9 protein-coding genes are annotated in these 14,232 nt (G+C 46.6%); 6 read left to right on the top strand and 3 right to left on the bottom strand.

All coding sequences use genetic code 11. The annotated features are described in order from the left end of the window. The first annotated feature begins 21 nt into the window (after positions 1–21). The 5 genes from PP178_RS12475 to PP178_RS12455 all read left to right on the top strand — a co-directional run bounded on the left by PP178_RS12475 (position 22) and on the right by PP178_RS12455 (position 7,558). The gene (locus tag PP178_RS12475; protein ID WP_272594688.1) at positions 22–165 is read left to right on the top strand and encodes a hypothetical protein; all 144 of its coding nucleotides are present in this window, start codon (positions 22–24) and stop codon (positions 163–165) included. A gap of 736 nt (positions 166–901) precedes the next feature. Beyond that, positions 902–2,443, top strand: a complete 1,542-nt coding sequence (locus PP178_RS12470; protein WP_272594687.1) for a hypothetical protein — start codon at positions 902–904, stop codon at positions 2,441–2,443. A 201-nt stretch (positions 2,444–2,644) separates the two neighbouring features. Continuing rightward, positions 2,645–4,042 carry a DUF5723 family protein gene (locus tag PP178_RS12465; protein WP_272594686.1) on the top strand — a complete coding sequence of 466 codons (1,398 nt, stop codon included), beginning with the start codon at positions 2,645–2,647 and terminating at the stop codon, positions 4,040–4,042. 34 nt (positions 4,043–4,076) lie between these two features. Then, positions 4,077–6,863, top strand: coding sequence for a Calx-beta domain-containing protein (locus PP178_RS12460; protein WP_272594685.1), 2,787 nt, complete (start codon positions 4,077–4,079; stop codon positions 6,861–6,863). A 5-nt stretch (positions 6,864–6,868) separates the two neighbouring features. Then, positions 6,869–7,558 (top strand): fibronectin type III domain-containing protein, encoded by a 690-nt coding sequence (locus tag PP178_RS12455; RefSeq protein ID WP_272594684.1) that lies wholly within the window; start codon positions 6,869–6,871, stop codon positions 7,556–7,558. A gap of 136 nt (positions 7,559–7,694) precedes the next feature. Here the strand turns inward: PP178_RS12455 and PP178_RS12450 are convergent, their stop codons facing one another. The 3 genes from PP178_RS12450 to PP178_RS12440 form a co-directional block, all read right to left on the bottom strand. Beyond that, entirely contained in the window at positions 7,695–8,465 is a 771-nt protein-coding gene (locus tag PP178_RS12450; RefSeq protein WP_272594683.1) for a hypothetical protein, read from the bottom strand. Between the two features lie 140 nt (positions 8,466–8,605). After that, entirely contained in the window at positions 8,606–11,641 is a 3,036-nt protein-coding gene (locus tag PP178_RS12445) for an aminotransferase class III-fold pyridoxal phosphate-dependent enzyme (protein WP_272594682.1), read from the bottom strand. Between the two features lie 635 nt (positions 11,642–12,276). Continuing rightward, positions 12,277–13,164: a LysR substrate-binding domain-containing protein gene (locus PP178_RS12440; RefSeq protein ID WP_272594681.1), complete on the bottom strand. Its 888-nt coding sequence runs from the start codon at positions 13,162–13,164 to the stop codon at positions 12,277–12,279. 70 nt (positions 13,165–13,234) lie between these two features. On the opposite strand from PP178_RS12440, the gene PP178_RS12435 reads away from it, so the two are divergent. Next, a complete protein-coding gene (locus tag PP178_RS12435; RefSeq protein WP_272594680.1) occupies positions 13,235–14,140 on the top strand; it encodes a DUF1338 domain-containing protein in 906 nt (301 codons plus the stop codon). Positions 14,141–14,232: the final 92 nt, after the last annotated feature.

Here is a 14,232-nt window from a genome sequence, read left to right as displayed (position 1 = left end):
TCTAGAATAAATACAGACATTATGGGAAAATCACTCGCGTTGGGGCTTGCCTCGACATTTGTAAAAAAGAATAAATATAAACTCGCTTTAGTAGGTGCACAATTTGCCTACCTGGGATACCAGGTACTTAAAAAACGCCGAAAGAAGCGCACAGCCAAGAAGTGATCCATGCCGGATGCGCTTAATGGTACATAACATACATAGAAATCCCTGCTGAGTGCGGGGATTTTTTTTAGAAATAAATTCAATTATCGACACCAAGGTGGTTCCCATATAATAGGCAAAGCGTCAATGATCCCCAACTGTGCCCTAATGTGAACTGTTTTTAAAAAAGATTGAAGCGTATATCTCGAACTAACTACTAACTACCATCGTTTTTTGGGAATACGACATTAAGTACATTATCTATAGTTTTCACAAACTGCACTGATGTAAAATTTGCCGGAAGAAGTTGGATCTCATCCTACACTAGTAAATAGAACGTTTAAATAGAAACAACATCTCACTACGTCCATCGCCTATCAAACACCGTTTTAAGTTTTTATTAAGAAAAATAGTTGATTATACGATTTTTTACTATATTGAAGAACCCCCCGCAATATTAGAACTTTATTTCTGAGAAACTTGATAAAGTTTCCAGAGCACTAAATATGTTCAAAAATGAAAAAAATATGTCGCGGATCCCCTTTTTTTACTTACAACCGTCGATTTTAACTTAATTGAAAAATTTTGGATAGTCGATACTTTGGTTCACACTTGCTCTATCCCCACATCTAGAGTATAAATTCTTAAACCAATTATGATTCAGCGGTTTTATTCGCTAACTCCGGTATATTACCGGTGGGGTTTCTATTGTTTAAAGTAAGCACTAACATGTTGTAATACGTTTAAAATTACAATCATGAACAATAAATTATTCTCTTTTCTACCGCTCACCAATCATGTAGTTCCTCCAGTAGGCATCACTGGGTGGGCGTTTAATCTTTCAATCATTAATCGCTTATTCTTTTGCCTGATACTAAGTTTTTTCATTTCCAATATCACACAGGCACAACAATCATTTTATGGTTTTGATTCTGAAGATGCGTCATTAGGTTTTCAAACTGTTGAGGCCATTAATGACAGGTGCAACTATAGTGAGGTCGGTCAAAATGCAGAAGCCTATGATGTAGTAGGTAGGATTGTAGAAGAAATGGGATTGACCATGTATTTTAAAATGAGCGAATGTCCCAACATGAAAAATGCTCGTGCGCAAATAGTAAAAGATGAGAAGGGCAACAACGTCCCGTACATCATTTACGATAAGAATTTCCTGGACCAGTTGGCCCAGGAATCTTCCACGGATTGGGCAGCTATTGGCGTATTGGCACACGAGGTGGGCCATCTCCAGAGTGGGCACACGATCAATAACAGGGGAAGCAAGCCCAGGTGGGAACTTGAGGCCGATCGATTCCTAGGGTTCCAATTAGCCAAACTGGGGGCTTCCCTGGAGCAGGCACAAAGTACCGTAAGTCAGACCAGCGAGAAGGGTAGCTCCACCCATCCACCGAGAGCTGAACGACTTAATGCAGTAGAAGCGGGTTGGTTACGCTATAATAAACCTGACACCCGTCGTATAGTTCTTGATGAGGATACCCCCGATCGTGATATCACCGCGGAATTGGTGCTGGACCGTTTCTCTAAGGAAATAGGCGGTAATAAGAAATTGAACGCTGTAAAACACATAGAAAGCCGGGAAAGTATTAAGGAAAAATCAAGAAGTGACATGGGCAGGACGGGCAACCGGGAATACACATTTCAATACCTTCAAAATTTTAAAGAAGTTCACATCACCCACGAGGATGCCAGGGAAGAATACAAAGTTTACTTTAAGGATTCCATTCAAAACGATTCGCTGGTCTGGAAATTCACCGATGAGGATATAAAAAAATGGCGAAGCGGGGTACCCCCTATAGGAGCCGGAAACCTGGTGCAGAAGGAAAAATACGACTTTATCAGCAGTAAGAATTCTCCCCTGAAATTCTTCTTTGATCACCTTAAGCTCAGTTCTAACCCGGACCTGGTGCTATACCGGGGACGTTCTTACCTGGATGGACAGGAATATTTTAGCCTGGAATTGCCCACTATCAAGTTCGACCTCGGAAATCCCCCGAGAAAAGGGAAAAGAATAAGTGTAAGTGTTACCAATTACTATAATACCAGAACAGGGCTATTATCAATGATAGCACGAAGAGAAACGATCTCTACCTATCGCGGAGGCCGATTAAAAGACGAGTATTCAATTATCCAGGAGAGATCCTTAACGGAATACAAAGATTTTGAAGGCATAAAATTACCCACGGTAACGACCACGAAAATTATAGAAGAAAGAGATGGCTACCCGGTGAACGGGGGCAGGCAAAAATATCGGGAAATTACTGATCTGAATATCAGTTACCAGTGATTTTTCCCTCAGGGAACACAGGCCGTTCCCTTACCAGCAACTGAAATGAAGACTTGGCTTTCCGCCTTTGCGGTCGCCACGGTTCATCATTAGACACCCGGAGACGCCCCCCTCTCCCGTACCCATAGCTTGTGCTATGTGGAGATTTGATCGCAACCATATGCGAGGCGTTTTTCCGTTCAACCAGCTGATTCTATCTATATGAAACCGAATCCTAAACTATTACTCATCCCCCTTATAGGGTTGATGACCACTTTAATTTATGCACAATCCAGCCCCGGTTCCAATTTTGACAATTACGGGGGCATTTACACGGCTATTGCAAACCCCGCCAATATCGTGGACTCTAAACATAAGGTGGATATCGGAGTGGCTTATAACCATTTAAGTTATGCGGAATATGGAGATATCCCCCTGTATTACGTCGAAGACCCCACAGGCTTTAACGGTATTGAATACACGGAAAATTTGGATAATGATGCCGCGGTAAATACCAGTGCACTGGCAGATCGCGACGTGATCGTTTCCGGCATGTTTTCCTTAAATGCCAGGCATGCCCTGGCCATAACCGCCAGGTCACGGGCCTTTATCAATTACGACGACTTTAATGGTTACCTCTGGGAGGGCATAAATTCAGAATTTAGCCAGGATGCCATTACTATAGCGAATCCCGCGCTTAATTCATCTACGCATCACTGGAAAGAAGCCGGCCTTTCCTATGCACTGGTGCTAGCTAATGCTGAAAACCATTTCCTGAAATTCGGCGGAACCTTTAAATATCTTATGGGAGCCGGTGCTACCCAATTGGATGGTAATTTAAACGGGGACTATCAAAATGACATCGGGCAGGACGATCTTAGACTGGATGGCAGCCTGAACTATATCAATACTTTCCCGGAGGACTATTTCAGTGAAAACCAGAACAACCTCCAGGACCTGGTCTTTAACAGCAGCGTCCAGGGTACCGGGATCGGGGGAGACATCGGGATGGTTTACGAATGGCGTCCACGTTCTACGAACCGAGTAGATGAAGGGGTCAATGCCAGTGCCCTGACTAAGTATAAGTTCCGCTTGTCGGCTGCGGTACTAGACCTCGGAACCATCACCTACAAGGATTTTGTCAGCGAGGAATTCCTGATCAATGATGTAGAATTTAAAGGCAGGGAGATACGGCAGGACAACGGTTTACTGAACACCTTACGAAAAAATACCAATGATGTAACCGTGGTACCGACCACCGGAGATGCCGTGGTATCCTTGCCCACATCCTTACAACTGAATTTTGACGTCTTGCTCAAAAATGGCGCTAACCACTATTTGAACCTGAACTATATGGCCGCGATGTCCTCGTCGGGCAGCATCTATTCCAGTGATCGCTTAAACCTGGCCACGGTATCATACCGTTACGAAACAAGGAATTTCAGTGTGTATACCCCGATCAGTTACAGCACCGATTTACAGGAGATCACCGGGGGAATAGGAATGCGCTTGTATTTCCTGACCATAGGATCGGCAACGCTCTCTAACCTGTTTATGGAAGGGTACGTGGACAACCTCTTTGTGGGAATTAACTTCAGGAAACTGGAGGAGTTATTTTAAATCCAGGAGCAGAATAAATTTAAATCAATCCGAAATGAAGTCGAAGATCACATTACTCTTAACCCTATTAATCACGAATGGCCTCCTAGCACAGCAGGCTATTCTATCCCTGGAAATTACAGGTGATTATAATGTCGAATATATTGAAGGTGAAGACCGTTATAAGTATTTGGTTGAATTGGATGAAGGAAATTCACTTCCACTATTAATTCACACTGAATCCGAAAACGGTCTCCAGGGCACCACGGTAGACCTGGAATACGAAATTGCCTTCGGAACTACGGCAACACCGGACATCGATTTTATTGCCAGTCCCAGCTCTCCGGTCCCAGTAGTTATAAATGAGAGCGTTGGCGCAGATGGAGAACTGGATATCGAAGCGCTCATAGATAATATCAATGACCCTGGTGAGGTTATTATTCTTGATATTCCTAAATCCACTTCGACTAATAATTACTATATCGAGGGTCCCGGCGAAATTGACAGCAGCACATTTATTGAGATTGAAATTAAAATTAATTCCGTCGCCACGGCAGACATCGTAGCAGAAATAACCAATACCGGGAGTTTTGAACAGGGCACCAATGAAGTAATCACGGTTACATTATTCGATTCTGAAGGTAATCTCTGGGCCAATAATACGAACTCAGACATCATTTTTCCTATAAGTTTTACTCCTGATGAAAACTCTGGAAATCCTGCCGAAATCGAAGACTTTACAGCTTTGGCGAACCAAGTGATTATAGCTCCCGGGGATTCATCAGGATCTGTTGAAGTAATGTTAAATGGTGATACCGATTTAGATCATGATTTTTTCTTGGCAACATTGTCCGATCCTGGATTTACTGAACCTATAAACTTGCCTCCACCTCTACAAGTCAAAATATTAGATCAGAATGGTCAATACATCATACATATGACCGTCAAAACACCTAATGCCATAAATCCTAATTATGTGGGTGATGCTATTTACGTGGATGACGCTGCTTGCTGTCCAGAATACCAAGTAGAGGAAGGAGAAATATTCGAAATTGCATTTGAGGGAGAAAAAGGCTTACCTGAAGACACGGAGTATCCCTTTAGTGTTTTATATGAGGCCGGAGGCTCTGTTAATGGACACCCGCAAGCTGAAGAGGGATTAGATTTCCGAAATCGAGCAGGCACCAATGAGTTGACCTTTAACGTGGATGTAAATGATGATCCTGATAATGTTTTACAAATATCTATCCTAAGTCCAGCTATAGAACCTGATAAAAGTCAGGAAGGCACAGAGCAATTTGATTTGATTGTACAATCTAATGATAGCAGATTTATCATGGGTTTTACATGGACTGTAGTTATTTTAGAAACAACCGCAGTAACAGTTACCTCACCTGATAATTTGGCAGATGAAGAAAATGCAGGAACTGATAATGGTCTTTTCTTATTTGAACTTCAAAACGCCCTGGATAACGATATCACAGTGTATTTCGAGGTAGGCGGTAATGCTGAAGAGGGTGTAGATTATGAGCCGATAACTAGAAGTTTATATTTTCCAAGTGGCCAGACGCAAAATTTCATTGATCTTGTAGCCCTTCAAGATGATTTAGTGGAGGAGGATGAATTAGTAACGATTACCCTCATTGAGGGATCAGGCTATTCCATTAACGACAGTAATAAAAGTGCCTCGGTTACCATTCCCCGGAACGACCAGGATAAGGTTGCCTTTGACGTCTCTGCCGGTGTAGTAGCCAGCCCAATTTACGAGGACCCGGCAAGAGGGAATTCCGGGGTCTTTGAGATCAGCCTGGATAAGCCGAACGATACCGGGATAGACGTGCGCGTCAATTACACCTTCTCCGATCTGAATGATGCCAATGCGGCAGAACGCGGCCTGGATTTCTCTGCTCCGGAAAATGACTTCGTGGTCTTCGGGCCCGGGGAGTCCGTAAAAGAGGTGGTGATCACCGCCCTGGAAGATGGTCTCGAGGAAAATAACGAACGTGTCAACTTGGTGGTCACCGCCGGGGAGCGTTACCAGGTGATCGAGAGCACGGCTACTTTAGAGATCATCAGTACAGAATTTGACACCAGCAGCCTGGATGCCAACGCATTAAAGGTGACTTCTTCCAGCGACTCTTGTGCAGGCTCCGCCGAAGGCGATATCAATGTAAAGAATAATTCAGGTTTCCAGTTCATCGTCCAGGTGAACGGTGGATCGGTAACCGAGATCAGCAACCTCCCTGCCAATGGAGAAATTACCTTCAGGGATCTGCCTTCCGGCTATTACGACGTCTTCTTCGAATTCCAGGACCCGGAGATCGAAATCATCCCGCCTTCCTTTAGTGTGACCATAGAAGAACTGCAGGGAACCAACCTACTGGCTCAAAGTGTAGACCTTGGGGCCAAAGTAGCGCTGCTGTCCGTATCCGGGAGTGAACAATACACGGTCACGACCAAGGACGGCCGGGAATATTCCTACCAGGTGGATGGCCCGTCAAAACAGGTGCTGAAAGTTCCTTTATCCGAAGGGCTGAATGAACTGGAGATCAAAGGAGCCCAGGATTGCCAGGGCATTATAAAGACCGCGGTTTCCCTGAAAAAGATCTATGTCTATCCTAATCCTACCCAGGACGTCATCACCCTGAATGGATTTACCGACACCGCATCGGCAGCCCTCTCGCTCTTTGATACCTCCGGTAATGTGCTGCAGGAAAGTCAATTAGACATTCAAGGGGGAATGCTGAGTATAGACCTTTCGTCGGAAGCCCCCGGCGTCTACTTTGGGAGACTGTATACCGAGAAGGGAGAGGAAATGAATTTTAAATTCATCAAAAAGTAAGAATCATGAAGAAGAACAGTGCAATACTAATCATCAGTTTAATCCTCCTCAGTGCTTGTGAAGGAGAATTTGTGGAAAGTGATATGGCGATCAACCTGGTATCTCCTATTGACAACGAGACCTGTTACGACGGAATCTCGGTACCCGGAAATTTACTGGATATCCCGTTCCGATGGTCGGCGCAGGGACAGTTCCAGGATTTTGAATTACATATCGATGCCATAAATAGTAATAAGGAGGTGATCAATCCCGATAATACAGTCATCAAGACGGTCAATTCCGGGGAAACCCAAACCATGGTTCGTCTGAATTACGGGCAGTGGTATCAATGGAAGGTTAAGGGGAATGGCAGTGAATCAATCAGCAGTAAGGAGTATACTTTCTTCAGCCAGGGGATCCCTGATACTAATACTGCACCCGCACCTGCCGTTATCCAGGTGGTTAGCAACAGTGCCGGAACCCTTCAATTCACCTGGCAAAGGCCGGATGACCCGGATAACAGTGTTCTTGTCTATGATGTTTACTTCGATGACCAACCTAATCCTACCACCCAGGTGGAATCTAATATCACGGAAATTAAAACGGTAGAAATGACCGGGCTGCAGGTGAATAAGGAATATTACATCAAGGTAATCACCAAAGAGAACCCGGCGGGTAATTCCTCTACTTCAATTCTAAAAGTCACCGCTAGATAAGCAGGACGAATAATTTAATGAATTAATTGTTGGTTTTTTGTTAGTCAGGGGCATCCTGTGTCTTCCCCAGGATGCCCTTTTTTTCTCCCGGAACTTATTCCAGCCCCGGAGACTTACCGGTTATGCCACCCAATACTCATAATTTAACGAAGTCCGAGATGCTGTTTTGATTCTTCTCGTATATTCCCATCCATTGATCCCAGGTTGCTTTCTTAGCATTGACCTCGGTCACTTTGATCGCTACTTTTTCCAATACATTCATTTTTGGCAGAACCTGGTACCTGTTGTGGGTATTTTTGCCGGATTGTCCCGGGGTGAGGGCAGAAAGTAACATGGGCTGAAGTACATATTCGTGCTTTTGGTGCTGGTCGTCAAAGTAGGTGAACATCATTTCCACTACCATATTGAGGGACTTGCTGCGCGGTTTCAATTTAACCCCTGTACGATAGATATCGTAATCCCATAACCCGATGTAATGATAACCTGGTTTACCGGGAATATTCCCCGTGCGAAACCTGATCTTGGCCACTGTATCCGCTTGCTGAGTTGGGGTGAGTCCTACGGCACGGAACTCCATCAGTTTACCCGGCTCTATACCGCTGGCAGGGGCATCAGGACCTATAAAAGTATATTCCGCATCGTATTCCTTTACGTATTTCGATGGGTTATAAAAAAGACGAGGGATATATTTTACCAGGCTGGGAAGCACGTCGCCAATCATTCCCGGAATTCCGGCCATCATCAGTTCAGTTTCTGCTTCCTGGAAGCCGATAGAATGCTGAACCTGGGTATAAGTGGTTTGCTCAATGCTCTCGGTATCGGCCGCGTAGAACGTTACTTCCTGGGAAAGAAGAACGGCAGGAAACATCAATAAAAGGGTTAAAAGGAGTAATTTGAATGAAGCCATGGTTGCTGGTTTTAAAATGAAACAAAAATGGACTTCACCGAATAGAATCGGCTGCAGGGGGATACTCTTATAATATAAGAAATTATACCGGATCTATCGAATATAATTCGGTAAAGCGCGGTGTATGTTTACCGGGAGAGTCATAGTTTATTCATTAAATCTTCACCCAAGATTTTACGCATATAGAAGAGCACTTCATCTGCATCATTCTCACTGAAAACCATTGGGGGCTTTATTTTGATTACGTTATGACCGGGACCATCAATGCTCATCAAAATCCCGTGTTCTTTCATCCGGTTCACCAGGTAAGTGGCCTGTTCCGGCAATGGTCTAAGATCCGTGGTTACCAGTTCTATTCCCAGGAACAATCCCTGACCACGAACATCCCCGATAATTGGGTGATTACCGGCTAGCTTATGTAGTTCTGTTTTCAAATATTCTCCTACTTCCAGGGCATTTTTTTGCAAGCCTTCACGTTTCACTACTTTCAGCACCTCGGCCCCTATGGCACAGGAGACCGGGTTCCCGCCGAACGTATTAAAGAATTCCATCCCGTTGGCAAAGGCATCGGCTACTTCACGTGTACAGGCTACCACGGCCAGGGGGTGACCATTCCCCAGGGGTTTGCCCATGGTGACAATATCGGGGACCACATCATGGAGTTGGAAGCCCCAAAACGATTTCCCCATCCGGCCAAGGCCTACTTGCACCTCGTCAGAAATACAGAGTCCGCCTGCCTGTCTAACATGACCGTAAGCCTGCTTTAAAAATCCATCCGGCAGCTCTACCTGTCCCCCACAACTGATGATTGGTTCTACGATAAATGCCGCAGGTTTCCGGCGTTCTTTGTCAAGGGTATCAATAATTTGTTTCACCTCCTCCGCATAAGCAGTTCCGCTGTCTGCACCCCGGTATTTTCCACGGAAGGTATCGGGGATAGGAAAGATATGGGTGTGTTCCGGGGCCCCGGAGCCACCTTTTCCGTCAAACTTATACGAGCTGATCTCCACACAGGCATTGGTGTTCCCGTGGTATCCCACCTCGGAGGCAATGATATCTTTATGCCCCGTGGCAGTCTTGACCATCCGCAGTGCCAATTCGTTGGCCTCGCTGCCCGAATTCACAAAATGGAGCACGCTGAGTTCGGGAGGTAAGGTAGCCAGCAAGGCTTCGGCATATACGGTGATATTCTCATGCAAGTAGCGTGAATTGGTATTTAGTAATGCCATCTGCTCCTGCCCTGCCCGGACAACACCCGGGTGCTCGTGTCCTACATGGGCCACGTTATTCACGGTATCCAGGTATTTTCTCCCGTACTGGTCCAGCAAATAAACCCCTGCTCCACGAACCATCCGAATCGGTTTCTTGTACTGCAGGCTCATTCCTTTTCCCAGGTATTGCTGGCGTTGATGTCGAAGTTCCTGGTCCGAGATATCCTCCAGTGGTTCCAGCTCCTTTGCCTTGAACAATAAATTAGGATCCGGGCAGATGCTCTTCCAGACCGGGAGCTGCCGGTAATAGGTTACCCCGGGGAAGTCTATTTCATAGTGAAGCATAGACAGCATCAGCTGGAAATGCAAGTGGGGTGCCCAGTTGCCATTCTCCGGGTAATTGCCCAGGAGAGCGATCTCCTCCCCCGCCCGGATCACATCGCCCGGTTTGTGACGGGTAGCCCCGGCAATCGTCAGGTGGCCATGAAGGGTGTAGAAGGTGATTCCTTCTTTATGGTGCTTGAGAATCACTAGTCCGCCGTATTCCTTATCCCCTTCATCATTTACGGCTGTAACTACTTCGCCATCCCAGAGGGCATGGACAGGAGTGCCGGCCGGCAGCCAGAAGTCGATCCCCAAATGAATGGTCCTGCTCTCCCGCCCATAGTTCCCAGTTTTATCATATTCACCTGAAGTATATAGCGGCCTGGGCTCCAGGTAACCTCCTGCCGGGATGCTCCCCGGGTGTTCTTTTTGTAATTGGTCTATTTTGAACTGGAACCAGTCCAGGTTATTAAAATCCTGTTGGTGCCCAATCCAGCTACTTGAAACACTAAGATCTAATGGATACACCCCATCAGCCCTTACAGTAGGGAACAGCTTTGTGAGGTCAACTTGCTGATCCCTGGCCCAGGACTTAAATTTTTGTTCGTTAGGGTGGGCAGTGTAGCTGCATGCCTCCCTGAAATTATAGTGGGCGAAATCAGGATGTATAGCTCGCCATTTTTCTAACAGCTCCCAGGCGGGTGCTTCACTGACTTGCAGGTACTCATTATCGGGCTCTTCTTCCTTATTGATGGCGCTCTTGGTCACGGAGATCACCAGACGCATTGCGATGGCTGTGTAGAGGTGCTCTAATTCCTTTTCCTGGAGCGGGAAGGATTTATGAAAACCGCGGACCAGCGGAAGGGCAGCATCCAATGGATCGGGGTGATGCATGATAGCGTAGGCACAGGCCACTGCGAGTTCGTTGAACAGTTGGGTGTAAACCGAATCCCCAAAATCGATCACCGCCAGAACTTCCGGATTTATGAGATCGTCTGAGACCAGTATATTGTTGTCGTTGGCATCGTTATGAATCACTCCCTTCCTCAGCTGTTCAAATTCCTCGTACTCCTGTTGGAACAGCTCTTGGAAGTAGGTTATAATCTCGAGTTGCTTTCCGGAAAAAAGTGACACGTAGTCGCACGTCCAACCGGCTTGGCTTATATCCCAATGCAGGGAGCGGTGTGCCTTGGGGTGGTCAAAACCTTGCAGGGCTGCGGTAATATTGCCCAAATGATTTCCAAGGCTTTCCCTGAGCGAATCGCTATGTGGATTCACATTACTCCATAGTCTTCCCGGGAGCCAGGTTAGGAGACGCACAAAACGTTTATTACCTTGTTCATCAACAAATGTCGGCAGCATATTCCCCTGCTTATCCTCAATGACTAAAGGCGCAGCCAGTCCGGGATTTTCAGCCTGCAGTTGTAACAACAGTTGTTTCTGAAAATCCAGGTAATTCTCGTTTTCTCCCGGGCGTGCTATTTTCAGAAGGAAAGCTTCTCCTTCCGGGGTATTTATCCTGAAGTTAAAATCGATCTCCCCGGGTAGAGCGGTGGCTGTACCAGTGATATCGTATAGCCGGGATGCGATGTCTTGCGCTTGTTCTGGCGTGATTATAATCTGTTGGTATTGAGTCTTCATAGATGCTATGAGCTGATAGAGATTACGTCTTCCAAATTAAGATTATTAATCAGAAGCCGAAAGCAGAAATATGCTTCACTGCATGATTACTGCAGTGTACTGAGCTAACTTATAGACGGGGCGGGGTTTGGAGAACCCCGGTTTCTTTCCTTTGGAACGATAGTGCAAGCTTTATGCAGTGAAGGAAACTATCTTGGAACTGGGGAGGGGTTCGGAGAACCCCAAATCCACTGCTTGATTCTTGCAGGGAAACCAAGTATTTTGAATCCGGGGAGGGGTTTGGAGAACCCCAGCTCGAATCCGGATCCCACAATGCAAGCTTTATGCAGTGTGAAAGTTTATCTTGAAACCGGGGCGGGGTTTGGAGAACCCCGGGTCATACCCTCTTTATAGAAGTCAAGGCCTTACCCGTCATACGCAAGTAAAAGCAGGTCACGTGATCTGAGGCCTCCGGTACAAGCTGAAAGAAGCAGAATTGATATTATATTTCATGATCAAGCTGCGGTCATATTTTTAAATGTCACTGCAAGCTTATTGCGGTATACAGGCCTATCTTGTACCCGGGGTGGGATTATGAATCCCCATAATTATTCAAACATTCTTGCATCGGAACTACTGTCTTTACAGCTTCAGTTTTAAAGGAGTTTTAGAAAACTCTGCAGTGCCGGGTTTTCATTGCCCCGATTCCACGCAGCAAACAACTCGGTCTTCTGGGGTGCAGCGACCAGTTCAATGAATTTTACCCGGTAGTTGTGTTTCTGCCTGAGCGAATTTGGTATCACCGAGATCCCCATGCCGTTTTCCACCAGGCTGAAGATGGTCGGGGCGTGGATAGAGCGGTGCGCGATGCGCGGGCTGAAACCGTGGTCTGCACAAAGATTCTGTATTTGCTGGTAATAGCGGGGGCTGTTCTCGTTGGGGAACAGGATGAAGGCTTCCTCGGCAAACTGTTCCATTCCCTTGAAATTTGACGCATCTACGGGGTGATCTTCCGGCAATACCAGGGCGAGGTTCTCGGTGAACACGGAGCGCAGGGCTACCGCATCGGGCACCCGGTTAGACCGCATAAAGGCAATGTCCACGCTGCCGTTCTCCAGGCCCTCCAGCTGCTCCGTATTGCTGAGTTCTTCCAGGGTATAGTGGATCTCCGGATGACTCCCCGCGAAACGTTTCAGGATGGGCGGTAAAAAAGATTGCATGGCCGAGCCCACAAAAGCGATGTTCAGTTGCCCTGCTTCCCCCGCCATGGTCCGCTCCCAGGAACCTACACTGTGTTCCACCTGTTCCAGGATCTTTACCACCTCGGGCAGAAGTAATTCCCCCGCCTTGCTCAGGGCTACGCGACGGTTGGTCCGGTTAAAGAGCTGCTGGCCCATGACCCGCTCCAGCTGCATGATCTGCTGGCTCAGGGCACTCTGGCTCAGGTGCAGTTCCTCAGCTGCCCGACCGTAATGCAGGGTTCCGGCCAGGACCCGGAAGGATCGCAACTCCCGCAATTCCAATTGATTTGTTTTACTTATCATTTGATTAATAATAAGAATTGTATGCGATTAAAACTACGCTTAATTTTGAGTATCACAAAATGAGAAGAACATGTTTACCACAGATAACACCCTATTCGATACGATTTTAGAATACCTCTTCAGCCCTTACCGGGAACGGGTACCGGATGTACAGAAGATCAGCAGGGCAATGATACAGGAAGGCATCATTGCCGATGAGCAGGAGATTGTTAACGACCATATCGCCTTCCGTACACTGGGCGTTCCCAACCTGGGGATTGCCTCTTTTGAAAAGATCTTTTTGCACCATGGCTATACCCGCCGCGACTACCATCATTTCCCGGGTAAGAAACTGGATGCCTACTGGTATGCTCCCCCATCTGAGGAATACCCCCGAATCTTTATCAGCGAGTTACGGGTACAGGATCTCTCACCAACTGCACAGGAGATCATCGGGAAATACACCGGGCCTATCACAGTAGACCCGGTAGACCGGCTAGACCTGGATGACCCGGAACAGGTGGGCGAATTCTTCCATAAACCATTATGGGAATTACCGACGCTCGAGGAGTACAACACCCTGGCCGAAGAAAGCGAATATGCGGCATGGGTGATATATAACCGCTATTACCTGAACCACTATACCCTGAGCGTGCACGAGTTCGGGGAAAAGTACAATACGGTAGAAAAGTTCAATCACTTCCTGGAAGGAATAGGAATTAAACTGAACACAGCCAGTGGAAAAGTAAAAGTGAGTGAAGACGGGCTGCTGAAGCAGAGCAGCACGGTAGCGAAGATGATCCGGGCAGAATTCGCAGGGGGCGAAACTCAGCCCATACCGGGGAGTTACGTGGAATTCGCAGAGCGGTTAATCTTACCGGAATTCCGCGATCTTCCTAAAAATGAAATTAGAAGAGAACACCGCAGGGATGGCTTTGAATCCGCCAATGCCGATAAGATCTTTGAGAGTACGTACAGGGAGCAGACGGGAGGATAGTTTGAGGTTCGAGGTTCGCAGTTCGAGACCTGCCTTCGGCCCCTCCGACCGACACGGGCGGGTAGGTATATTCGCGGTTTGCACTATGCAAT

It is taken from the genome of Zeaxanthinibacter sp. PT1, from assembly GCF_028464225.1.
Classification (GTDB): domain Bacteria; phylum Bacteroidota; class Bacteroidia; order Flavobacteriales; family Flavobacteriaceae; genus Zeaxanthinibacter.
This window is presented reverse-complemented; position numbering and strand designations above follow the sequence as displayed.

Coding starts and splice junctions, on each gene's coding strand:
- PP178_RS12435 (WP_272594680.1), top strand. CDS start 13,235: ATGTTTACCACAGATAACACCCTATTCGATACGATTTTAGAATACCTC.
- PP178_RS12460 (WP_272594685.1), top strand. CDS start 4,077: ATGAAGTCGAAGATCACATTACTCTTAACCCTATTAATCACGAATGGC.
- PP178_RS12450 (WP_272594683.1), bottom strand. CDS start 8,465: ATGGCTTCATTCAAATTACTCCTTTTAACCCTTTTATTGATGTTTCCT.
- PP178_RS12475 (WP_272594688.1), top strand. CDS start 22: ATGGGAAAATCACTCGCGTTGGGGCTTGCCTCGACATTTGTAAAAAAG.
- PP178_RS12470 (WP_272594687.1), top strand. CDS start 902: ATGAACAATAAATTATTCTCTTTTCTACCGCTCACCAATCATGTAGTT.
- PP178_RS12440 (WP_272594681.1), bottom strand. CDS start 13,164: ATGATAAGTAAAACAAATCAATTGGAATTGCGGGAGTTGCGATCCTTC.
- PP178_RS12465 (WP_272594686.1), top strand. CDS start 2,645: ATGAAACCGAATCCTAAACTATTACTCATCCCCCTTATAGGGTTGATG.
- PP178_RS12455 (WP_272594684.1), top strand. CDS start 6,869: ATGAAGAAGAACAGTGCAATACTAATCATCAGTTTAATCCTCCTCAGT.
- PP178_RS12445 (WP_272594682.1), bottom strand. CDS start 11,641: ATGAAGACTCAATACCAACAGATTATAATCACGCCAGAACAAGCGCAA.